Annotated in this window: 14 protein-coding genes; 8 read left to right on the forward strand and 6 right to left on the reverse strand. The window is 64.1% G+C overall.

The window, feature by feature from the left end:
* Positions 1 to 172: 172 nt before the first annotated feature.
* The 6 genes from GC162_07105 to GC162_07130 form a co-directional block, all read right to left on the reverse strand.
* Positions 173 to 1,219 carry a cellulase family glycosylhydrolase gene (locus GC162_07105; GenBank protein MBI1368408.1) on the reverse strand — a complete coding sequence of 349 codons (1,047 nt, stop codon included), beginning with the start codon at positions 1,217 to 1,219 and terminating at the stop codon, positions 173 to 175.
* A gap of 55 nt (positions 1,220 to 1,274) precedes the next feature.
* Entirely contained in the window at positions 1,275 to 2,060 is a 786-nt protein-coding gene (locus GC162_07110; GenBank protein ID MBI1368409.1) for a creatininase family protein, read from the reverse strand.
* Positions 2,061 to 2,102: 42 nt separating this feature from the next.
* Positions 2,103 to 3,269 carry a helix-turn-helix domain-containing protein gene (locus GC162_07115; protein ID MBI1368410.1) on the reverse strand — a complete coding sequence of 389 codons (1,167 nt, stop codon included), beginning with the start codon at positions 3,267 to 3,269 and terminating at the stop codon, positions 2,103 to 2,105.
* A gap of 26 nt (positions 3,270 to 3,295) precedes the next feature.
* On the reverse strand, positions 3,296 to 6,205 hold the full coding sequence (locus GC162_07120; GenBank protein ID MBI1368411.1) for a c-type cytochrome: 2,910 nt from the start codon (positions 6,203 to 6,205) through the stop codon (positions 3,296 to 3,298).
* Between the two features lie 151 nt (positions 6,206 to 6,356).
* Entirely contained in the window at positions 6,357 to 9,758 is a 3,402-nt protein-coding gene (locus tag GC162_07125) for a sorbosone dehydrogenase (GenBank protein ID MBI1368412.1), read from the reverse strand.
* Positions 9,758 to 10,855: a hypothetical protein gene (locus GC162_07130; protein ID MBI1368413.1), complete on the reverse strand. Its 1,098-nt coding sequence runs from the start codon at positions 10,853 to 10,855 to the stop codon at positions 9,758 to 9,760. Before GC162_07130 ends, GC162_07125 begins: the two co-directional genes overlap by 1 nt.
* On the opposite strand from GC162_07130, the gene GC162_07135 reads away from it, so the two are divergent.
* The 8 genes from GC162_07135 (at position 10,847) to GC162_07170 (ending at position 23,050) form a co-directional block, all read left to right on the forward strand.
* Entirely contained in the window at positions 10,847 to 11,521 is a 675-nt protein-coding gene (locus GC162_07135; protein ID MBI1368414.1) for a methyltransferase domain-containing protein, read from the forward strand. The two genes, GC162_07130 and GC162_07135, sit on opposite strands and share 9 nt — an antisense overlap.
* Before the next feature lie 96 nt (positions 11,522 to 11,617).
* The gene (gene lptD / locus GC162_07140; protein MBI1368415.1) at positions 11,618 to 14,773 is read left to right on the forward strand and encodes an LPS assembly protein LptD; all 3,156 of its coding nucleotides are present in this window, start codon (positions 11,618 to 11,620) and stop codon (positions 14,771 to 14,773) included.
* A gap of 17 nt (positions 14,774 to 14,790) precedes the next feature.
* Entirely contained in the window at positions 14,791 to 16,005 is a 1,215-nt protein-coding gene (gene argJ, locus GC162_07145; protein MBI1368416.1) for a bifunctional glutamate N-acetyltransferase/amino-acid acetyltransferase ArgJ, read from the forward strand.
* Positions 16,006 to 16,039: 34 nt separating this feature from the next.
* The gene (locus GC162_07150; protein MBI1368417.1) at positions 16,040 to 17,923 is read left to right on the forward strand and encodes a hypothetical protein; all 1,884 of its coding nucleotides are present in this window, start codon (positions 16,040 to 16,042) and stop codon (positions 17,921 to 17,923) included.
* A gap of 24 nt (positions 17,924 to 17,947) precedes the next feature.
* Positions 17,948 to 19,135, forward strand: coding sequence for an aminotransferase class V-fold PLP-dependent enzyme (locus tag GC162_07155; protein ID MBI1368418.1), 1,188 nt, complete (start codon positions 17,948 to 17,950; stop codon positions 19,133 to 19,135).
* Positions 19,132 to 20,604 (forward strand): hypothetical protein, encoded by a 1,473-nt coding sequence (locus tag GC162_07160; GenBank protein MBI1368419.1) that lies wholly within the window; start codon positions 19,132 to 19,134, stop codon positions 20,602 to 20,604. Before GC162_07155 ends, GC162_07160 begins: the two co-directional genes overlap by 4 nt.
* Positions 20,556 to 21,791 (forward strand): hypothetical protein, encoded by a 1,236-nt coding sequence (locus GC162_07165; protein ID MBI1368420.1) that lies wholly within the window; start codon positions 20,556 to 20,558, stop codon positions 21,789 to 21,791. Before GC162_07160 ends, GC162_07165 begins: the two co-directional genes overlap by 49 nt.
* Positions 21,680 to 23,050: a PQQ-binding-like beta-propeller repeat protein gene (locus tag GC162_07170; GenBank protein ID MBI1368421.1), complete on the forward strand. Its 1,371-nt coding sequence runs from the start codon at positions 21,680 to 21,682 to the stop codon at positions 23,048 to 23,050. Before GC162_07165 ends, GC162_07170 begins: the two co-directional genes overlap by 112 nt.
* Positions 23,051 to 23,105 lie beyond the last annotated feature (55 nt).

Below are 23,105 nucleotides of genomic sequence, written 5' to 3' on the forward strand. Positions count from 1 at the left end.
TTAGGGAATCGCCATTAACAAACGGTTAGCAATCGGCTCAGAAACTCATATTCCTCGCAATTCACATCTTCGAGCGGCGGAAGAATATCGTGCATCTGTTAGAAACATGTTCAGATCAAGCGATCACGCCGTCAACAATGCGCGCCACACGCGTGAGCGTTGCGTGAGAATCTCACCGCGGCGGCCCCTTGGCGAACTCGGTCAGCCAGTCCCCGATGATCGCGTCATTGATCGTCGAACCATGCTTGTACTCGTCGATGGTCTTGCCCCAGTAAAAACTGATCCATCCGGCAGCGTGCTTCGTCGACGCATCGAGAAAAGCACGCATCTGTTCGCGCGTACAGCGCAGCGGGAAGGTCTCCTCGATGACGATCGGCTTGCCGACGTCGAAGCCGGCGAGCGTGTCGAGCGCGGCGTCGAGCTTGTCCTTTTCCGGGTACAGATGCACGGCCACAAAGTCGAGCGGGCCGGTGATTTTGTCCGGCACGAAACCCGACGAGAGCCCCGGCCGATCGAGACTCCAAGGCACGAGCCCCACCGTGATCATCGTCTTGCCGTCGCGCCGGCGGATGGCGGCGACCAGCTTGTCGATCCACGCTCGCGCGACGGTCGGGCGGTCGCGGCCGTGTGCGGCGAGCGTGATGAACTGCACGAAATGCTTGTCGCCCAGCGCGCCCGCGAGCCAGTCATCGCGATCCGTGTCGCCGCCCGCCACAACGGGTTCGTTCATCAGGTCGTAACAGAAGATCGCGCGGCTGGAGGCACAGGTAGTCGCCACCGCTTCCCAGAACCGCGCCTGGGCCTGCCAGCGCGATGACTCGTCGAGTTTGTCGTACCATGCGGGAACGTCGGGCTTGTGATAGCAGCCCAGTCCGGTCACATCGAGGTACAGGTCGGTACGCTCAGCAAGCGCAACCAGTTTCGCGAGCCGGCCGAGCAACGCGGTGTTGGGCCGATCGGGTGCTTCCATGAACTTGCCGAATTGAAGATGCACGCGCACGACATTCGCCCCCAGCGCTTTCATCTCCGCGAAGTCCGCTTCGATCGTCGCCCATTCGTTTTCCCAGTAGTCTTCGATCAATCGTCCGTTGCGGTCGTGATCATAATTGAAGCCCCACGGCGTGAACGTCTCGCCCGACGGAGATTTGACGAAGCCGCGCGCGTCCGGAGAGACGACAATGCGCCCCATCGACGCGTCGCATCCACTGATCGTCGCCATGACGCTGATCAAGATGAGCGGCGCGAGCCATGATCGTGACATGAGCGGCCTCCGGTCAGAAGTACGGAAGCTGACCCCTCTTCGCGGCGGAGAGGTCGACGAGAAGGTCGGCGATCTTCCCGCAGACGGCTTCGAAGTAGCGTTTGCCCTTCTGCGGCGTGGCCTTCGACGGGTCGCCCGCCCCGGTGTCCGGATGCGACTGCGACCAGGGGCGCGGCGTCCAGAATGTTCCGCCGGTCAGCGACTTGATAGCGAAGGGCACGCGCCGGCCGTCGCCCGCCTGCTCCATCACGACCCACTGCGGGCGGAGATGCATGATCAGCGAGGTTTCCATTTCGTCGGCGTGGTCGCCGGGCTTTTCAAATGTGTCGGCATGCACGTCCAGCGCCTGCCGGAAGAAGTCAGCGACGACGATGAGCATCTGATGCGCAAGCTGGGCGTCGCGTACGAGGGGCTTGAATTCGTTGCCGCCGTGCCCATTGAGGATCACGAGTCGGTCGATGTGCTGTCGTTTGAGCGAGGCGCAGACGTCGTTGAGGATCGCCGCGGCGGCGGTCGTGCTCAGGTGAATCGTCGCGGTCTGATCCTGCTGCTGGGCGTTGTTGCCGAAAGGGATCGTCGGCAGCACGATCGGCCGGGCCCCGCGCTCAAACGCCAGAGCGGCGGCATGCTCGGCGATGCACGTCGCCTCGATCACATCCGTGCCGCACGGCAGATGACCTCCGTGCGCCTCCGTCGCGCCCCACGGCAGCACCGCCACGTTCGGCGGCGTCTTGCGCAACTGCGCATCGTTGGCTTCATGAAGAATGAACGGTCGCGGCGCGTGTGCATCCATACCCATCACGATGACGCCAATCGACGACTTCGTCAACCGAAGCGGGAGTTAACCCCACGTGCGGAATTTCTTGCGGTACACCCCCGGCGAGCAGCCGAGGCGTTTGTTGAAGACTTCGATGAAATACTTGGTGTAAGTGAAGCCGATTTTCGAAGCGATGGAGGCCACCGGCAGATCGGATTCGGTCAGAAGCTGCCGAGCCCGATCGAACTGGACTTTGAGGATGTGCTCCTTGGGCGAGTGGCCGAAGAGTTTTTTGAAGCGTCGCTCCAGACTCGATCGCGACACGCCGATGGAGCGCACGATGTCCGCCACGCCGATGCCGCTGCACGCGCTGGCGCGGATGAACGCCACTGCCGCCGCCACCTGCCGATCGTCGATCGCCAACACATCCGTCGACTGGCGAGTCACGACGCGGCCGGGCTCGATGTAGATCGGGTCCTTCGGCGGCGCCTCGCCTTCCATGATCCGATCCAGCAATGCCGCCGCCTCGTATCCGATGCGATCGGGGCTGATGTCGATGCTCGTCATCGGCGGCGTCGCCAGGCCGCACAGAATCGGATCGTTGTCGCAACTGATCACTGCGACGTCATCGGGCACCGCGACGTTGATCCGGCGACAAGCATCAAGCACCTGCTGCCCGCGATCGTCGTAACAGGCCATGACGCCGATCGGCTTGGGCAGCTCGGCGATCCACTCGGCGATCTTCTCCTGCTCGATCTCCCATGCGTCGGGCCGGGTCCGCCCGACCTTCGCCTCGAATGACATGCAAGGCAGTCCCGCCGCTTCGACAAGCTTGATGAACTCATCGCAACGCCGGTCGGCGGCTCGGTCGATGCCGCGCTGCACGCCGCAGATGCCGAAGCGGCGGAACCCGCGGTCGATGAGGTGATCGAACGCCAGCTTCGCCACCGACCGATTGTTCACGCTGATGTAGGGCAGCTTCAGCCCATCGAGAGCGCCGCGCAGATCGATCGCCGGCAGGCGCGTCGCCTTGACCGCTTCGGCCATGCGCTTGTCGTTGATACGCGCCAGAATCCCGTCACCCTTCCATGCGCGCAGCCATTTGGGCGGAGGATCGCCCAGCCCGTGCGGGCGCAGATAGATGGACCACGGCCCGTGTTCGCGGTTATAGCGCGCCACGCCGCGCAGCAACCCGCGCCCGTACGCACGCGACGTTTCGATCAGCAGAGCCACATGCTTCATTTGCGCCATGGGCCCAACAGTCTAACACCGACGCGTCATTTCTTGAAAATGTCGCTGTTCGGATCGCCGCGGGAAAGCAGGTACGCCAGCAGGTCGAGCGCCTCGTCTTTGTTGAGCGTCGAGAGCAGACCCGGCGGCATCATCGAAATCGGCGACGGCTGCATCGACTTGATATCACGCGATTCGACGCGCACAAGCTGGTTCGGGTCGAGCATGTTCACGCTGACGCTGTACCCGTCGCCGCCGAGGTTAACGATGCGGCCCATCACGACTTGGCCGTTATTGAGCGTGAAGATCGTCGACTGGTATTGGTCGCTGATCGTCTTGCTGGGCTCGATGATCGACTCGAGCAGATCGCGCGAGCTGAATCGGCCCGACACGCCCGTCAGGTCCGGCCCGTATGATCCGCCTTCGCCGGCGAAACGGTGGCAGTTGAAACAGCCCACCGCGCCGAAAAGCTCACGGCCATGATTGAAGTCCCGCCCGTGCACCTCCTTGTCCACGATCGGCGCCAGCTCATCAATCGTCCAGTTCTTGACGAACTGACGCGGGGCGACCGGCGCGGTCGGTGCGTCGGATTTGATCTCGCCTTCAATGATTGGCTTGAGCTCGGTCTTCTCGGCCTGGCTCAAGTTGGCGATGGCGTCGTTCTTGATGTTGATGATGAACTTGGCGAAGCTGTTGCCGCCCTTGTAATGGGCCGCTTTCTGGAACCATGTGAAGTATGCCTTGCGCTGGTCCATGGTCCAGCCCGTCTTGAGGTTGCGGAGCCAGAGCGCGTAGCGAAGCTGCTCCTCCTGCGTCGGCGCCTTGGCGAGCAGGTCCATCGTCTTCGTCGCCGCGTCGGGCGCTTCCAGATAGATCAGGATGAGACTCAATTCCGCATTGAGCCGCGGGTCCGTCGCCGGGTAAAGCGGGTCGAGGCGATCGATGACGGTCTTGCGGAGATCGTCGGACGGGTCGCCCATGCGTGTGAACACCAATGCGTAGGCGCGCAGCGTCGCAAGCTGCTGATCGATGTCGAGGTTCGACCATTCAAGCCGCCCCAGCGCCTCAATCAGTTTCGGCTGAAGCGACTTGTCACCCGCCCGGGCCAGCGCGACCATCGCTTCGATCAGCGCCTGCGGATTCTTCTCCGCCAGCGCCCGGCTTGCCCACTGACCAGCCGGCTGCCATTCGATCGCCGTGCGCGCAGCGTAGCGCAGGAAGCGGTCCTTGCTCGCCAGGTAAGGCCAAGCCGTGTCGACGGCCTTGGCATCCTGATGACCGTGAAACGCTTCGAGTCTGTGACGGATCGCTCGCTGATCCGCGCCGGCGTCGTCGGCCGGTGCGGGGGCGGTCGATTCGTCGCCGACATACGTGAGCCGGTACAGGCCCGACTGCACACGGCGCCCGCCCACCGTGATGTACATCGCGCCATCCCTGGGGTTGACGACGATGTCGGTCAGCGGCAACGGCGCGGCCGACATGAACTCTTCCAGTTTACCGTCATAGGTCGAACCGTCGGGCGTCATCTTGACGGTGTAAAGTTTGCCGTAGCTCCAGTCGCAGATGAAAAACGCCTTCTGATATTCGGCCGGGAATTTCGCGCCGTAACCGAAGGTGACGCCGGTCGGCGAACCAGGACCGATCTCGACGACGGGCGGGAGACTGTCGGGGTAATATGTGGGCCATTTGCCCGTGCCGCTGCGCCAGCCGAACTCCCCGCCGCTGACGACGTGACACACGCGCGTCGGGCGATACCACGGCGTATTCATGTCCCATTCCATATCCGCGTCGTACGTGAACAACTCGCCTTCGCGGTTGAATGCGATGTCAAACTCGTTGCGGAAGCCCGAGCAGAACAGCTCCCACGATTTGCCCTCCGCATCGGTGCGGCAGACCCAACCGCCGGGCGCGAGAATCCCGCGGGCGTGCCCGTTGGCGTCCCACATGCGCGGCAGCAGATGATCCTCACCCCAGATGCGCGGCACGCGCGATTCGTCGGGGTCGGGAATCTTCGTGTGATTGCCCGCTTCGACGTAGAGCTTGTTGTCCGGGCCGAGGATGACAGCGTGCGGCCCGTGCTCGCCGCCGCCGGGAATCGAACGCAGCTTCGTCACCTTGTCGTACATGTCATCGCCGTCGGTGTCCTGCGCACGGTAGAGTCCCTGATTCTTGTCTGAGGCGACGAAGTAGAGACTATCGAAGGCACAGACGATTCCCTGAGCGCCGCCGATAGGCGTTTCTTTGCCATTTTCGTCTTTAAATTTCAGGTCGAGCGGTTCGATCTTGACGTCGGCATCGGAGCCGATCGCCGGCGGCGTGACGCGATAGAGCATGCCATATTGATCGGACACGATGAGCCGGCCCTTGGGGTCGACGGCCATGTTGACCCATGACCCCTGTTCCGCTTTCGGGACCGAGTAGAGCAATTCAACCTTGAAGCCGGGCACGCGGAGGTGGATGCGGTCCGGCGGCGTGGCAGTGGGCTGCTGCGGTGCGACGAACGTCAGCGTCTGGTCGTTGATGGCGGTCCACGGCCCGTCGCCCAGCTTGGCGACCACTGCGGCTGCGGGCCACGACACATCGTCAAACTTCGCACCGGTCCAACCAGCGGGCATCTCCGCGCCGACTTTCCAGCTTGCATCGGTCACCAGCGTGATCGCGTCGCCGCTGGCCGGCATGATCGCGATCCGCGCGATCAGGCCCGCCGGTCCGTCGGTATTCTCGGCGGCGATGGCGATGACGTTGTCGCCGGCGTGCAGATTGCGCGTGATGTCGGCGACGAGCGGATCGCCCCACTCGCCCGACGAGCCGACCGACTTGCCGTTGACGAGCACCTTCATGCTGTTGTCGCACGAGCCGACGAACATCGCCTGCTTCGGGCGATCGTCCAGCACCACCACCTTGCGGAAGTTCGCCTTCTGCCCCGCGCCCGGCTGACCCGGCGCCCAGATCCACATCGGCGTCGGCTCCGCGGCCTGCGATGCGGCGGCGAAACACAAGGTGATCAAAGCGAGCATCAGAACTGTCCGGCTTTGTTGAATCATCTGCTGCACGCGAGCGACTCCTTAAATGACGAGAGACCTTTGGGTGGATACCCGCAAAAGCATCTCAATTTGCCAAAATATTTTCCGCATGACCCGAAGAGCCGGGCACATCGGCGAATTCCACCTGCAAATGCGAGGCGTTCGTGTTGTGGTCGATGACGAGCGTCACCGTGTGCACGCCCGCCGCCAAATCGACCGCCGTCAGCGGGGCGACCGCCGTGCGACGCCCGTCGACGAACATTTCGATGCCGGTAGCGGGCGTGAACTTGAGGCCGACTTTGCCGGCGGCGGTGACCTTCATGTCAAAGCGTGCGATCTTGTACTGTTCGGCCCCGAAACGGTGAATGAGCGGCAGTTCATCGAGCGACAGAACGCCGCTGACATGACTGGTGATCGGTTTCCATGACAGCAGCGGATCGTCGCCGGCGGCGAGCTCGATGCTGAACTCCCGCAGCTTCGATTCCAGCGGCACCGACGATTCGAGCATCCGCCACTGCCGCACCATCGGCGTCGCGCTGACCTTGTACGCCCCTTCCTTGCCAAGCTCCGAAAGGAATCGCACCAGGTCGACGAACTGGTCCCGCCGCAGCGACGCGGTTAGCCCCGGCGGCATCAGCGAAGTCGGCACGATGCTTTGCTGAGCGATGTCCGAGGCGGCGATCGTGTTCACATGATCCGTCGCGTCGCGCAGAACGACCTGCTGATCGTTCTGCTGAACGATCGTGCCGGAGTAGACCTTGCCGTCGCGCGTGTTGATGACGACCAGGTGGTAGCCCTCTTTGATCTTGGCGCTGGGTTCGAGGATCGACTGGATGATGTAATCGACGGGCGCAGAGGCGCCGAGACTCACCAGGTCGGGCCCAACGTGCCCGCCGGCTCCGGCGATGGCGTGACAGGTCGTGCAGGCGATCGCCGCCATGCGGAAGACTTCCTCGCCGCGGGCCGGGTCGCCGTGTGCCTGCACATCCTTGATCATCTGCGCAAGCTGCCCGGGCGTGAGCGAGGCGGGCATCGGACCGAGCGAACCTGCTTCGTTCAGCGCGGCGATAAGGCCCTTCATGTCGCGCCCGGTCGAGCTGACCTGCCGCACCACGGCCGTCGCCACCGGCGGCGCGATATGCTTGTCCTTCAGCGCCGCCGTCAACGCGCCGGGACCCTGCTTCTGAGCCAGAAAAGCCGCGATCATCGGCGATGTGTCCGCCGACGCATCGACCTGCCCGAGTACGTCGGCGGCGACGCGGGCGGCATGGTTGAGGTCGATCATCGAAAGCGCCGTCGCCGCGCGAATCTTGACCGCCGCCGGGTGCTCGCCGCCGGCCAGGTCCGTCAGCGTCGTCTTGCCCGCCGCGCCGCCGAGCAGGCCAAGCGATTCGATCGACGCGGCCTGAACCGAGGCGGACGTCGCGGCGTCGGCGGCGTGTTTGACGAGCGTGTCGCGCGCCGATTCGACTTTCCACCGGCCGGCGAGCGTCGCCGCCGCCGAAGCCGTGGCGTCATCGCCGTCGCTCAACAGCGTGACGATCGACTTGAGGTCGCCTTCCGGTTTCGCTCCGCGGCGCGCCGCCGCATCGAGCGCGCCCAGCAATGTCACGCGCCCGTCAGGTTTGGCCATCGCCTGATCGAACAGGATGCGCAGGTCATGCGGACCGCCCTTGGCGGCGATCAGGTCCAGCACGCGGCCCCGATCCGCCTCGGCGATCTTCCCGGCGGTGTACATCGCCACGACCGGTCCCAGCGCCGCCGGGTCCTCGGTCGCGCTGACGGCAAAGACCATGCGGTCGGCCTTGCCTTCGAAGTTGAGTTTGCCCGCGATGAGATCGGGCAGCCAATGATCCTTGCCCTCGCGCACAGTGAGCCAGAGGGCGTAGTCGATGTTCGGGTCCATCGGCTTGTCCATCGCTGCCAATGCGAGCGACACGCCCTGCGTCGAATCCAGCCGGCGCAGCGCCGTCACCGCCTCCAGCCGTACGCGCGGATGATCGTCCGCCACGGCGGTCGCGAGCAGCGCCGGCCCATCGTTGATCTGCTCCACCCAATCGCCGAGCACGCGCACCGCGGCGGCCCGGGCGTGCGGGTCATTTGATTTCAACAGCGATGTGAGCAGTTCTTCATTGGGTGTATCAAGCGACTGGTACACCCACAGTGCTTCGAGTCGATCGTGATCATCGGTGAGCGTCTTGCTCCATGACCCCAGCGCGGGCAGCACGGTTTGAGCGCCCCGTTCCTTGAGCATGCGCCGGGCCTGATCGCGCGTCCATGTCTCGGGCAGCTTCAACATTTCAAGAAGCTGCTCAACCGTCGCGCCGTCGATCTGCGGCGGGGTCACCAGCGGGCGGCCCTTGGCGGTGATGCGCCAGATGCGCCCGTGCGTATGGTCACGGCGGGGATCACGGAAATCGACTTCGCCGTGGTTGATGATCGGGTTGTACCAGTCGGCGATGTAGATCGCGCCGTCGGGGCCCATCTTGATGTCGACGGGACGGAAGGCGACATGATTGGTGCGGATCAGGTCGGGGGCTTGGCGGGAGATGTATCCGGAGCCCGAGTCGGAGAGAACGAAGCGATTGACGCGGTGACCGCGGAAGTCATTGGTGAGGAGGTTGCCTTGCCAGTCATCGGGCAGATGACGGCCGGAAAGGATCTCGAGGCCGCACTGTTTGGGTTGTCCGGGGTTCAGACCGTGCATGATGCGGGTCACGTCTTTGGCGGTTGGAAACGCTTCGCCGGGAAAAACGTAGTTGACGCCTTCGCCATTGGCGCCGTCGGTGGCGAAGGACTGGCCCCATCGATCGACGAAGTGGCCCCACGGATTGATGAACCCGCGGGCGTAGACGTCGAGCTTGAGCGAATGCGGTTCGAAGCGCCAGATGCCGCCTGCTCCAAGTCGGCGCGGGCCCCACGGGGTTTCGACGTGGCTGTGAATGTAGATCGACTGATTGAAGTAGAGGCGACCGTCGGGGAGCCAGCGGAAGGTATGAATGATGTGATGCGTGTCTTCGGTGCCGAAGCCGCTGAGGACGACGCGCTGCGTGTCGGCCCGGCCGTCGCCATCGGTATCGACGAGGTGGAGCATCTCAGTGGAGTTGGCGACGTAGGCGCCGCCGTCGCCGGGGATGACGGCGGTAGGGACGAGCAGATTGCTGGTGAAGACGGTGCTCTTGTCCGCCTTGCCGTCGTGATCCGTGTCTTCGAGGACGACGATCTTGTCATCGGGCGTTTCGCCGGGCGCGATCATCGGATACAGACTTGCACAGGCGACCCAGAGCCGGCCTTTCTCGTCCCAGTTCATCTGCGTCGGGTTGACGATCATCGGGTCCGACGCGAAGAGACTGATCTCGAAACCGTCGGCGATTTGAAGTTCGGCCATCTCCTTCATCGGGTCGGGGTCGGGGACGCCGTCGATGGCGAAGATTGGCTGGACGAACAGAAGTAGTGCTAAGCCGCAAGCGGCGAGGAGGGCTTTCATCAGTGGGACTCCTTCGCGCGAAGGTCTGCGATCTGTTTGTCCTTCTGGTCGATGAGCGGATCGAACTGGGGAATCTCGACGGCGTTGCGACCCTGCTCGTGTTTGCGGAAGCCGAACAGATAGGTCGTGTTGGCGGGACGGTAGCGGTGAAAATAGAAATCGTTCTTTTCGATGATGAGCTTGCGGAGATCGTCATGCTTGGCGAAGTCGATCGGCGGCGTACCCGGCACGAGCGCGGCGGCAATAACATGCGCGGCACGCTGATAGCCGCTATCGGTCAGATGAATCTCGTTGTAAGTCAACGGGGGCTGCGACTTGTCGGCGTTGAGCAACGGGCCGATCAGGTCGACGTAGGTCAGATGTCGCGCCTCGGCGATTTCACGGAGGCGCTGGGCGTACATTTCGACGTTTTGTTGCTGTCGGGTCATGTCCGGCAGCGGCGGGCCGAGCGTCTCGACGGGCAGCGGGGAAAGCAGGACGAGGCGCGGCGTGACGGCGGTCATGTCGTCGAGCATGTGATTCAACTGATCGGTGAACGCCTGCAAGCCGGCCGCGCCGGCGTAGCTTTCATTGGCGCCATACGAGACGATGATGACGCTGGGTTTGAGGCGTTTGAGTTCGTTGATGAGGTTGTTGTAGCCGTCGATGGGCGGGCCGAAGTATGAGCGGGACTCGCCCCAGACGGTATCGCCGGACCATCCCAGGTTGCGAAAGCGGACATTGCGATCGGGATGGGCCAGTGTCAGGGCGGTTTCGATGTATCCCTTCTTGCCTTCGCGTTCGATGAAGGCGGAGCCGACAAGGGCGACGAGGTCGCCGTCCTTGAGGTCGGCGGGCTGAGCGCCGGCGGGTCGGCATGGGACAAAGGATGTAAAGAGGATCAGAGCAAGGAGGATGCGTCTCATGCGGTTCCTTTTCGTGCGTGGCGGGTCGGACGATGGAATGAGCGCCTCGGCGTGTGGTGAGCCGATCAGACATGATAAGGGGCCCACGGGCGATTGCCCAGCCCCGACAATGTCCGACTGGCCAAAGGGGCGGTCGGCGGGTAACGTGTTAGGGGTTGGCAAGGCAATGCGAGTGCGACGTTCATGACGCATGAAGCGAAGGTAACACGCAAGTACGATGTGTGGTCCAAGTTCTACGACCACACGTTCGGCAAGCTCGTGGAGCAGCGCGTGATGCGTGCGATCCGCGAGCTTCGCCCCGCGCCGGGCGAACGCGTGTTGGATATGGGCATCGGCACGGGCATGACGCTCGAACATTATCCGAATCACGTGCGGATCGTCGGCGTGGACATGAGCGCGGGCATGCTCCGGCAGGCCGCCCAGAAAGTTGAGCGACGCGGATTGACCAACGTCGAACTGGTGCAGGCCGACGCCTTGCGGACGCCCTTCGCCGACGCCAGCTTCGACCATATTCTCATCACGCACGTCATCAGCGTCGTACACGACCCGATCGGCCTGCTGCACGAAGCGGCCCGGCTCGTCAAACCCGGCGGCCGCGTCGTCCTGCTCAATCATTTTCAATCGACTCGACGCCTCGTCGCCGTCGCCGAGAAGGCCATCAACCCCTTGTGCATGCAGCTGGGTTGGCGGAGCGATCTGGCCTTAAGCGATCTTTTGGGCCGAACTCAGCTTCAGATGCAATATCAATTCAAGCTCAGCGCCGTCGATCTTTGGCGCATCGTCGTGCTCAGCCACGGCGTCGCCGACGAAGCGCCTGCACAAAACCTCGCCGCCTTCGCCTGCCAGCAGTCGGCGTAACGTGCGGGGATCAGGAGTCGGGGGTCAGGGATCGGTCGGAAGCGTGCACCAATCCGCTTGCTCCTGTGTCGCGGACAACTTATCATCGACGCAGTTATGGGTCGCGACCGATCATGGACGATGGGGCCTGGCATGACCGCACGTTTGGGTTTGAACAATCGACGCATACCGACTTCGCTTCTGGCCGCGCTGACGGCGATGCTCTGTCTCGGCGCCGCCGCTTCGCTCCGCGCCGCGGATAAACCCGCGCAAGTGCCGCCCGGCGAAAGCGGGCGCAACATCGATCACATGATTCAGCACAGCGCGACCGGCCTCATCGCGCCCGGCGCGCCTGTGCCGGCCGACGTCGAACTGGCAGGCAACGGCGTGTCGGCATGGATGGAGGGCCAGTCACACCGCATGCTGCTGACGGGCGATGTGCGCATCGCGATCGGCTCGTATGGGTTCAAAGCGGAGAAGGCCTTCGTCGTCATCACGCCGCGTTCGATCCCCGGCCTCGACGCCCGCGATGTGTCGGTCTACTTGGAGCATGTCACTGAACTGGGCGGGTACGGCCCGATCCAGCAGGAAGCCGGCCGACTGCTCGTGACCGCCACCGTCGTCGGCAAGGTCAAGCTCGAAACCGCCCTGCTCAAGCGCGAGGCGATGAACGGCGACAACCTGGTCGCCGCCGGACTGGCTCGCATCGAGCGCTATCGCAACGCGGTGGCGGCGAACACGAAGCCCATCGAGCCGGGCGATCCGCTCATTTCCGATCAGACGTTCGATCATCGCAAGGAGCGGCGGACGGAGCTGCGCGATGTGAAGCCCGAGACGCTGCCCCCGCCGCTGGTGATCAAGCCCAAGCCGACGACGCCGACGCCCGCACCGGGCGAAGCGATCGTGCCCGCCGCATCGTCGGCGGAAGCGCAGGTCGACTTCCACGCCGGCAAAGTCGTCTACAAGAAGGGCCCTGACGAAGCGTACGTCATCCTCATGGACAACATCGAGGTCATGTACGTCGATCCGAAAACGAACCGGCGGCTGAATCTGACGGCGGACAAGGCCGTGCTCTTCGTCTCGCAGCAGACGGCGGACAATCAGGCGACCAGCGCCCCGGCGTCGCAGATTCGCGGCGTGTATCTCGAAGACAATGTCATCGCCACCGATGGCCAGTACACGCTGCGCGGTCCGCGCATCTACTATGACATCGCCGACAATCGGGCCGTCGTGCTCGACGCCGTGTTCTACACATGGGACGTGCAGCGTCAGGTCCCGCTCTATGTCCGCGCGGAAAAGCTCAAGCAGCACTCGGGTGAGAAATGGTCGGCGGACAACGCCAAGCTCACGACGAGCGAATTCTTCGAGCCGCACTTCGCCATCGGGGCAAAGTCGCTGACCGTCACCGCTGACGAAGCCCCCGGCGGGGAGCGCGAGTACAAGTACACGGCCGAGGGCATGACCGCCGACGTCGGTTCGCACAGCGTCTTCCTCTGGCCCAAGATGACGGGCAACGCCACCGACACCGCGCTCAAGTCGATCAACGTCGGCGCGTCCAATCGCCGCGGGGCGATCTTCGAAACCAAGTGGGACCTGTTCAACCTGATCGATCAGCCCAAGCCCAACGGCGTCGACGCCGAACTGCTCGTCGACGGCTACACCAAGCGCGGGCCGGCCATCGGGCTCGATATGAACTACGACGTGCCCAATGCCTATGGCTCGCTCGAAAGCTACTACATTCATGACGACGGCGAAGACCGGCCCAGCGGGCGCAACGACATCGACCCGCAGGCCGAGAACCGCGGCCGCATCAATTGGCGTCATCGGCATCAGCTTCCCGACAACTGGGAGGCGACAGCGGAGCTGAGCTATCTGTCCGACCCGACGTTCCTGGAGGAGTTCTTCACGCAGGACGCGCTGGCGTCCAAGGAATACGAATCGCTCATCTATCTCAAGCAGCAGCGCGAGGATTGGGCGTTCACCTTCCTGACCAAGTATGACCTACAGGACTTCGTAGCCCAGTCCGATCTGCTTCAGACGCGCGGCAACGTCGCCGCCGGAACCGGCATCGGCGCCACGCCCGGCGGCTACACCACCGACAAACTCCCCGAAATCGCCTACTACCGCATCGGCACCAGTCTCTGGGACGATCGCCTGAGTTGGTACAGCGAGAACCGCGCTTCGGTCATGCGCCTGAATCTGCCCAAGGATCAACCCGGCCAGCGCGGATTCACGCCTGCTCAGTCCGTCGCCCTCTTCGGTATCGCCTCCAACACCACCCCCTTCGACGTCGCCTACGCCGGTCTGGGTCTCGATGAGCAGACCCGCTACCGCATCGACTCGCGCCAGGAACTCGACGCCCCGCTGCACATCGGCGACGTCAACATTACGCCGTATGTCGTCGGCCGTGTGACTGGTTATGACGATGACTTTGCGACGTACGGCGGGTCGGACGATGCAGTGCGGCTCTGGGGCGGCGGCGGTCTGCGTGCGTCGACCGCGTTCTGCAAGACCTACGGCGACGTCGACAGCGCCCTGTTCGACCTGCACAAGATCCGTCACATCATCGAACCGTCCGTCAATCTGCTCTACGCACAGACGACGATCAATCAGGAGGAACTGCCGGTCTACGACTATGGCGTCGAGTCGCTCGCCGAGGGCGGCATCGTGCAGTTCGGCCTTCGCAACACGCTGCAGACCCAGCGCGGCGGACCCAGCAACTGGCGCACCGTCGATTGGCTCCGCATCGAAACCGACTTCGTCATGGCCACCGGCGAAACACAGCGCGAATCGCACATCGCCCGGTTCTTCGACTATCGCCCCGAGATGAGTCTCTACGATAACTTCCTCTACAACGAAGTCGCTTGGCAGGTCACCGACACCTTCGCCGCCATGACCGAAGTCAACTACAACCTCGACCGCAATGAGATCGAGCAGTGGAACATCGGCTTCCAGCTTGATCACGACCCCCGCCTCTCCAGCTTCACCACCCTCCGACTCATCGACGAAGTCGACAGCTTCATCCTGTCCTACGGCTTCGAATACATGCTCACGCCCAAGTACCAGATCGCCTTCAGCCAGGCCTTCGACATTCACCGAAGTCAGACCCGCAACATCACGCTGACCGTCACACGCCGGCTGCCCCGCTGGCTGCTCATGGTCGCCTTTGACTTCGATACCGTCGGCGACGTGTCGAGCATCGGCATCGCCCTGGCGCCCGAAGGCATTCACGGCCCCGGCTCCGTCACGCGCAACCCCTTCCTGATGCGCTGATCGCGCAGGCATTGCACATGCTCAAAGCTCACCGTTCCATCACCGCCCCGCATGGCTTCCGCGCCGCCGCCGGTCCCTTCGGCATCAAGGCCTCCGGCAAAAGCGATCTGTGCCTGATCGTCGCCGATGCCCCGTGCGCCGCCGCCGCCATGTTCACGCAAAACAAGATTCCCTCCGAGCCCGTGCAGCTTGGCCGCAAGCACATGAAGGGCGGATCGCTGCAGGCGATCGTCATCAACTCCGGCTGCGCCAACGCCTCGACCGGCAAGCCGGGCCTCGAAGACGCGTTGACCATGTGCACCGCCGTCGCCAAGCATGTCGGATGCAAACCCCAGCAGGTGCTCGCCTGTTCGACGGGCATCATCGGCCGCCGTCTGCCGATGGACAAAATCAACAAAGGAATCGACACGCTCGTGGGCCGGCTCAATCGCGGGTCGCGCCCCGATGCCGACGCCGCCGCCGCGATCATGACCACCGACCTCGTCGCCAAGCCCGCCCTCCGCAAGCTCGACCTCGGCGGCAAACCCGTCACGATCGGCGGCATCGCCAAGGGCTCGGGCATGATCGCGCCGAACATGGCGACCATGCTCGGCTTCATCACCACCGACGCCGCCATCTCCGTCCCGCTTCTCCGCGCCGCCCTCAAGGACGCCGTCAATGCCGACGCCTCCTTCAACCGCATCAGCGTCGACACCGACACGAGCCCGTCCGACACCGTCGCCGTGCTCGCCAGCGGGTTGGCCGGCCACGCGCCGATCAAGACGCGCGGCGCCGCCTACAGGAAATTCGCCGACGCCCTCGCCGACCTCTGCCGCGACCTGGCTTATCAGATCATCTCCGACGGCGAAGGCGTCACGCGCGTCATCCGTGTCAAAGTCGAAGCCGCCAAGTCCCCCGCCGATGCGCTCAAGGTCGCGCGCACCGTCGCCGACTCGCCGCTGGTCAAAACCGCCGTGCACGGCGGCGACCCCAACTGGGGCCGGCTCACCGCCGCCGCCGGCCGCTCCGGCGCCGCCGTCGTCGCCAACAAACTCCGCGTCAACATCGGCGCGATCGAAGTCTACCGCGACGGCCAGCCGACTTCCGCCGACCTGCACGCCCTCGGCCGACTCATGCGCCAGCCCGAAGTCGTCATCACGCTCGCCCTGGGCATGGGCAAATCCCGCTGCGAATTCCTCGGCTGCGACCTGAGCCGTGAATACATCACCATCAACGCCGATTATCACACGTGATGACGCCTATGCTTTGGGCTCGTGAGGCCCGCGCATGAGCATGTATCCCGTCAAGAGCATCGTCATCCAGAAATGGGGTCCGCTCCCGCGCTATCGCCATAGTCTGCCCGGCCGCCGCATCGCGCTGGCCGGTTGCCGTCGACTCGCCCGCAAGCTCATCGCAGAGGCCCACGCCCTCAAATCGCTGGGCGATCACGAACTGCTCTCGCGATCGCAACTGCACTACGCCCGGCCGATCAAGACGCGGGACGTGGATGCCGACTGCTCCAACTTCCCGCTCGTGCTGGAGGCGATCCGCCGGCAGACGACGTTCCGCCTGCACGTCAATCAGGTCGTCGCAGCCATCGCGATGCGGCGGGGATGGATGATCGAACTGGCGACCGGCGAAGGCAAGACGCTCGCCGCCCTGCTCACCGCCTGCTCCTACGCCCTCGATCATTTCCCCGTGCATGTGTTCACCGCCAATGAATACCTCGCCGAGCGCGACAGCGAACTGGGCGCACAGGTTGCCGAACGCATGGGCCTCACCGCGGCGTTCCTTGATCCCAAGGCCGACCCTGAAGCGAAGAAGAAGCTCTACCGCAAGTCGATGCTTTACTCGACGCTGCACGAAGTCGCCTTCGACTGGCTGCGCGACCGCATCGCCATCTCGCGCCACGGCGCCATGCCTTCGATGCCCCGCCTGCGCGTCGCGCTCGTCGACGAAGCGGACATGGTGATGATCGACGAGGCCCGCACGCCGATGCTGCTGTCCGAGTCCGTCGCCGGCGCGGCCAGCCGCACGCCGCTGTTCAAGTGGGCCTACGAAGTCACCGCCCCGCTCCGCCCCGAAATCGACTTTGACATCCTCGGCCCCGGCCAGGTCGCGCTCACCCCCGAAGGCCGCCGCCTCATCACGCGCGACCTATCCACCGAGCAGGCCATCACCGCCGAAGCCGCCGTCCTCGCCGCCCTACGGGCGCGACTCTTTTTCCGCCGCAACGTCAACTACATCGTCGACGAGGAGAACGAAGAGATCGTCATCGTCGACGAAAAGACCGGCCGCCGCATGCCCGGGCGCCGGTGGTCTGACGGACTATACGAAGCGATCACGCTGCGCGAAGGCCTGCCGCTCGACGGCCCGACGCGCCATCTTGCGCAGGTCACCGTGCAGCAGTTTCTATGGCAGTACGAACGTCTGTGCGGTTGCAGCGGCACGATGTTCAACGCCGCGCGGGAGATTTACTGCGTGTACGGACAGCGGACGATGCCGGTGCCGACGCATCAGAAGTGCCGGCGCGTCGGCTGGCCGACGATCGTGTACACCACGCCGATCGAGCAGTTCCGCGCCGCCGCCGAGGAAATCCGCAAGGTGCGCGACGCCGGTCGATCCGTGCTCGTGGGCACGACGCACATCGCCACCAGTCAGCGCCTCTCCGCACTGCTCGACGAAATGAATATCGAGCATCACGTGCTCAACGCATTTTCCGACAAGGACGAATCGGAGATCATCGCGCGTGCCGGTCAACCGGGCGCTGTGACGATCGCCACGAACATGGCCGGTCGCGGCACGGACATCAAGCTCGACCCAGCCGTGCGCGAAGCCGGCGGATTGCATGTCGTCAGTCTCCAGCGTCACGAATCGGCCCGCGTCGATCGCCAGCTCGTCGGTCGATGCGCCCGGCAAGGCGATCCCGGGTCGTTTCAGTTCATCCTCTGCCTTCAGGACCCGCTGCTCAAGGACCACGCCCCGGACAAGCGTCTCCGCCGCCGCCCGCGCCGCCGCCGCTTCGGCGAGCCGCTGCGCGACTGGCGGCTCTACTGGCTCTGGACCCTCACGCAGAAAGAGGTCGAGGCCTCGCACCGCGACGCCCGCGTGCAGCTCATCCTCCAGCAGAACGAGCTTGAAAAGATGCTCGGCAAGCCGGATTACTTCTGAGCCCGGCCGCCATATCATGTGCGGATGACCACGACCGCCTACCTCGACTCCAACGCCACAAGTCGTCCCGCTCCCGAAGTTGTCGAAGCGATGCTCGTCATGTTGCGCGACGAGTGGGCGAACCCCTCGAGCGTGCACCGCTTCGGTCAGCAGGCGCGACAGCGTGTCGAACTCGCCCGCGAGCAGGTCTGCCGGCTCATCAACTGCCGACCCCGCGAACTCGTCTTCACCAGCGGCGCCACCGAGTCCAACAACCTCGCCATCCGCGGCATGCTCGCGGCAAGACCCAACCGCCGCACCGTCATCACCACGCGACTCGAACATTCCGCCGTGCGACAGCCGTGCGCCCGGCTCGCCGAGATTGACGGCTACAACGTCATCTATCTGCCCGTCGACATCGACGGCCTCGTCGACCTGAACGCGCTCGATGAGCATCTGCGCAGCAACGCAAACGACGTGGCGCTGGTGGCGATTCACTGGATCAATAACGAAACCGGCACGATTCAACCCATCGAGCGCATCGGCGAGTTGTGCGCTCAGCACGGCGTGCCGTTCTTCTCGGATGCGACGCAGGCCATCGGCAAAGTGCCTTGCGATCTGGCGAAACTGCCCTTCGCCGCCATGAGCTTCGCCGGTCATAAATTCCACGGCCCCAAGGGCTCCGGCGGCCTGTTCATCCGACGCGGCACCGGACTCGTTCCGCAAACCCTCGGCGGACCGCACGAACGCGAACGACGCGGCGGCACCGAGAACACGCCCGGCATCGTCGGCCTCGGCGTGGCGTGCGAACTGGCTCAGCAGTTTCTCGCCTCCGACGGCCCGGTCGTCGGCAAGGCCCGTCGAGATCGACTCGAACGTGCGATTCTAGACGAAGTCCCCGGCAGCGTGCTCAACTCGGCCGGCGCGCCGCGACTTTGGAACACGACGAACATCGGATTCCCCCCGCTCGAGTCGGAGGCGATTCTCGTGCTGCTCAGCGAGCGCGGCATCTGCGCCGCGGCAGGCGCGGCCTGTTCCAGCGGATCGCTCGAACCCTCGCCGGTGCTGCTCGCACAGGGCATCGAGGAAGCCGTCGCACATGGGTCCATCCGCCTGAGTCTTTCGCGCTACACGACCGATGAGGAAATCGACTATGCCATCGCCACGGTGCCGCGGGCCATCGAGCGATTGCGAGCTTCCATGCCCGCTGACAAAGGCAAGGTACGAGCATGATGCGACGGATCGGCACGCTGATGTGGGTCATGGCGATCAGCGCCGCGGCGATCGGAGCCGAGGCGGGGACCGGCGCGGACGCCAAGCCCGAGTCGCCCTGGAAGCAGATCAATCCCGCGCCGTTCAAGGTCACGGCCGACCTCGCCGGCAACTATGAATCAACGGAGATGTGGCCGGTCGGCGTGCATCTTGATGAGTGGAACACGACGACCCTTCACGTCGTGACCGGCATCCCGCAGGGCACGGCCGTCCATAAAGGCGACAACCTCATCCGTTTCGACACGACCGACCTGGACCGGATCATCACCGACACGAAGATGAACCAGCAGGTCACGTCTGCGAACATCGCGGCGCTCAGGGAGGATGTGCGCTTAAGCGAGATTTCCCTGCCGCTGGAGCAGAAAGGCGCGAAGGATGATCTGGATCGCGCGAAGGCCGACTACGCCAGTTACCTGAAAGTCGACCGCGCGGCGACGCAGCGCGAGGCGGAGCAGAACCTCAAGCAGGCCCAGCACACGCTCGCCTACGCGCAGGAAGAACTGAATCAGCTCAAGAAGATGTACGATGCGGACGACCTGACCGAAGAGACGGAGGAGATCATCCTCAAACGACAGCAGTGGGCGGTCGAGGCAGCGAGTTTCGGACTCGACCGGGTGGCGCTTCAGACCGAGCGCACGCTCAATGTCATCCTTCCCCGGCGCGATGAGGATTGGAAGGATCGGCTCAAGGATACGGAAGTCGCGCTGGACCGGTCGCAGACGCTTTCGCCGCTGACGCTTTCGCAGAAGAAGATCACGCTCGCCAAGATGCAGCAGGACTACGATCGGTCCGTCGCGGTGCTCGAGCGGCTGATGCGCGACCGGGCAAATCTGTACGTCAATGCGCCGGCGGACGGCGTCGTGTATTACGGGCGCTATGAAGCCGGCGGATGGAAGGACGCGGCGGCGGTGGCGGCGAACATGCGGCTCGACGGCGGGTTCCGCCCCAATGTCACGCTCGTCACGATCGTCGACAATCAGAAACTGCGCGTGCATGCCTCGGCGCCGGAGAAGATGCTCTATCGCGTTTCGCCGAAGATGATCGGCTGGGCGACGCCGGCGGGACTGCCCGATGCGGCGCAGCGCGTGACGGTCGAATCGGTCGACCCGGTAAGCGTCACGCCCGGGCAGTACGAGGTGACGCTCAAGCTCGAAGGCCCCGCGCCGATGGTCAACGCGAGCATGACGTGCAATATCCGTCTGACGAGCTTTTCCGATGACAAGGCGCTGACGGTGCCGCTGTCGGCGTTGAATCTCGACGACCCCTTGAGCCCCCGGCTTCAGGTGCGCGGCGAGAAGGACAGCGTGATCACCCGACCGGTGAAGATCGGCTGGCGCACGGACACGCAGGCGCAGATCGTCGAGGGCCTCAAGGCGGGCGAATGGGTCCGCACCCGGTTCGACGCGGCCGCCAAAGAGAACGCCGGCTGATGCGAGCACGTGCCTTCATTGCGATCTGCGCGGCGGCAATCTTCGCCGGCTGCGCGACGACGAAGCCGCTGCCAAAACCCGCGGCGATCGATCCGCCCCCGCCCAGCGAGATTCACGCGGCGATCGACCGCGGCGTGACGTTCCTGCTCGACACGCAGAACAAGGACGGCTCATGGGGCACGCCGACGAAGACGAAGGAACTCAACATCTATGCGCCGATTCCGGGGGCGCATCAGGCGTTTCGCGCGGCGGTGACGAGCATGTGCATCAGCGCCCTGATCGATACGGGCAAGGCGCACGAACCGGCCGTCGCCGCGGCGCTGGATCGGGCGGAGGCGTGGCTGTTCAAAGAACTGCCGCACGTCAAACGCGCCAACACGATGGCGCTCTACAACAACTGGACTCACACGTACTCGATTCAGGCGTTGGTCCGGCTTCGCACGCTCAAACCCGACGATGCAAGCCGGCGACAGATCATCGATGATCTCGTCGCGTCGCAGATCGATCGGCTGACGCGCTATGAGTATGTCGATGGCGGATGGGGCTACTACGACTTTTATCAGGAGACGCAGCGGCCTGGCAGCCCGTCGGACAGTTTCGTGACGGCGGCGGTCATGGTCGCGCTGCGCGAAGCGCAGGACGCCGGCTACACGATCCCCCCCCGCCTCATCGAGCGCGGGCTCGGCTCGATCGAACACCAGCGTAAACCCGACAACACGTATCTTTACAGCGGGAATTTCGACAATTATCCGATGCGGCCCATCAACCGTCCGCCGGGTTCGCTGGGACGGTCGCAGGCGTGCAACGCGGCGCTGCGGCTTTGGGGCGATACGTCGATCACCGATGACATCCTCAAGACCTGGCTCGACCGCCTGTTCGCCCGTAACGGCTGGCTCTCCAACGGCCGCAAGCGCCCGGTGCCGCACGAAGCGCCTTTCCAGGTGGCGGGTTACTTTTTCTACTTCGGACACTACTACGCGGGCTTCTGCATCGACGCCCTGCCGCCGACGCAGCGGCCGTTCTATCAGGATCACCTGGCCCGCGTGCTGCTGACGCTTCAGGAAAAGGACGGCTCATGGTGGGACTTCCCGTTCTACAACTATCACCAGCAGTACGGCACCGCCTTCGCGCTGATGACGCTGACGCGCTGCGAGCACGACACAGGTGTGCCGGTGGCGAGCAAATAGCCATGCAACGACATGTGCGATTCATACTGATCGCGGGATTGATGTGGGTCACGAGCGTCCATGCGGACGACTGGCCGGCGTGGCGCGGCGTGCGGGGGGACGGGGTCAGTTACGAGCGCGGACTACCCATCGAATGGGACGGGGCCAGGAATGTGATCTGGAAGACGGCGATGCCGGGGCCGGGAAATTCGTCGCCGATCGTGTGGAAGGATCGCGTTTTCATCACGACCGCGTTGGACAAGGGCAAGCGCCGGGCGGTGGTGTGTCTGGATCGCGCGACTGGCAAGACGATCTGGATCAGCTCCATCGATTTCGCCGGCGACGAGCCGACGCACGATGACAATCCGTATTGCTCGGCGACGCCGACGACGGACGGCGATGCGGTGTACGCATGGTTCGGGTCGGCGGGGATGATCGCGTACGACATGAACGGTCAGGAGCTTTGGCGTCGCGACCTCGGGCCGGTGCGGCATCAATGGGGCAATGCATCGAGCCCGGTGCTGCTTGAGGACATGGTGATCGTGCACGTGGGCCCGAGCGTCAAGCCGTTCATGATCGCGCTCAACAAGCGGACGGGGCAGACGATCTGGGAGCACGCGTTGCCGGAAGAAGCTTGCAAGGACGAGAAGGAGTACAAGGGGTCGTGGTCCACGCCGATGATCGTCGAGCACGACGATCAGAAGGAAATGATCATGTCGTTGCCGGGTTGGGTCATGGGGTTCAACCCGTATTCGGGTCAGGAGTACTGGCGCTGCGGCGGGCTGAGCGATCTGGTGTACACCTCGCCGCTCGTCAATGACAAGTACGTCATCGCCATGAGCGGCTTCACCGGCCCGGCGATCGGGCTGCGCCGCCCCGGCGCCGAGGCGCGCGGCGACATCACGGCGACGCATCGACTTTGGCGCGTCGAGAAAAACGCACAACGCGTCGGTACCGGCGTGCTGCTCGACAGCAACGTGTTCATGCTCGACGACCCGGGCATCGCGCGCTGCATCGACGCGGCGAGCGGGAACGTCATCTGGGAGCAGCGGGTCGGCGCATCGTCATGGGGCTCGATGCTGCTGGGGCTGCATCGGCTTTATGTGACCGACCAGATGGGCGTGACGCATGTGCTCGTGCCGAGTCGCGAATTTAACGAAGTGGCGAAAAATCCGCTCGGCGACAAGGAGCGCACCCGCGCCACACCGGCGTTCAGCGATGGTCAGATCTTCATCCGCACGTACGAAAATCTTTACTGCATCGGCACGCGGCGGGAATAGCGAATTCAACATGAGTAAGCCGGGAATTTTGCCACGAAGGCGCGAAGACGCGAAG

This window comes from Planctomycetota bacterium (genome assembly GCA_016125255.1).
Lineage (GTDB): Bacteria > Planctomycetota > Phycisphaerae > Phycisphaerales > Zrk34 > RI-421.

Excerpts from the sequence above, each read along its gene's own strand:
- GC162_07105 (MBI1368408.1), bottom strand. The coding sequence starts at position 1,219 with ATGGCGACGATCAGTGGATGCGACGCGTCGATGGGGCGCATTGTCGTC.
- GC162_07110 (MBI1368409.1), bottom strand. The coding sequence starts at position 2,060 with ATGGGTATGGATGCACACGCGCCGCGACCGTTCATTCTTCATGAAGCC.
- GC162_07115 (MBI1368410.1), bottom strand. The coding sequence starts at position 3,269 with ATGGCGCAAATGAAGCATGTGGCTCTGCTGATCGAAACGTCGCGTGCG.
- GC162_07120 (MBI1368411.1), bottom strand. The coding sequence starts at position 6,205 with ATGTGGATCTGGGCGCCGGGTCAGCCGGGCGCGGGGCAGAAGGCGAAC.
- GC162_07125 (MBI1368412.1), bottom strand. The coding sequence starts at position 9,758 with ATGAAAGCCCTCCTCGCCGCTTGCGGCTTAGCACTACTTCTGTTCGTC.
- GC162_07135 (MBI1368414.1), top strand. The coding sequence starts at position 10,847 with ATGACGCATGAAGCGAAGGTAACACGCAAGTACGATGTGTGGTCCAAG.
- GC162_07130 (MBI1368413.1), bottom strand. The coding sequence starts at position 10,855 with ATGCGTCATGAACGTCGCACTCGCATTGCCTTGCCAACCCCTAACACG.
- lptD (MBI1368415.1), top strand. The coding sequence starts at position 11,618 with ATGGGTCGCGACCGATCATGGACGATGGGGCCTGGCATGACCGCACGT.
- argJ (MBI1368416.1), top strand. The coding sequence starts at position 14,791 with ATGCTCAAAGCTCACCGTTCCATCACCGCCCCGCATGGCTTCCGCGCC.
- GC162_07150 (MBI1368417.1), top strand. The coding sequence starts at position 16,040 with ATGAGCATGTATCCCGTCAAGAGCATCGTCATCCAGAAATGGGGTCCG.
- GC162_07155 (MBI1368418.1), top strand. The coding sequence starts at position 17,948 with ATGACCACGACCGCCTACCTCGACTCCAACGCCACAAGTCGTCCCGCT.
- GC162_07160 (MBI1368419.1), top strand. The coding sequence starts at position 19,132 with ATGATGCGACGGATCGGCACGCTGATGTGGGTCATGGCGATCAGCGCC.
- GC162_07165 (MBI1368420.1), top strand. The coding sequence starts at position 20,556 with ATGGGTCCGCACCCGGTTCGACGCGGCCGCCAAAGAGAACGCCGGCTG.
- GC162_07170 (MBI1368421.1), top strand. The coding sequence starts at position 21,680 with ATGGTGGGACTTCCCGTTCTACAACTATCACCAGCAGTACGGCACCGC.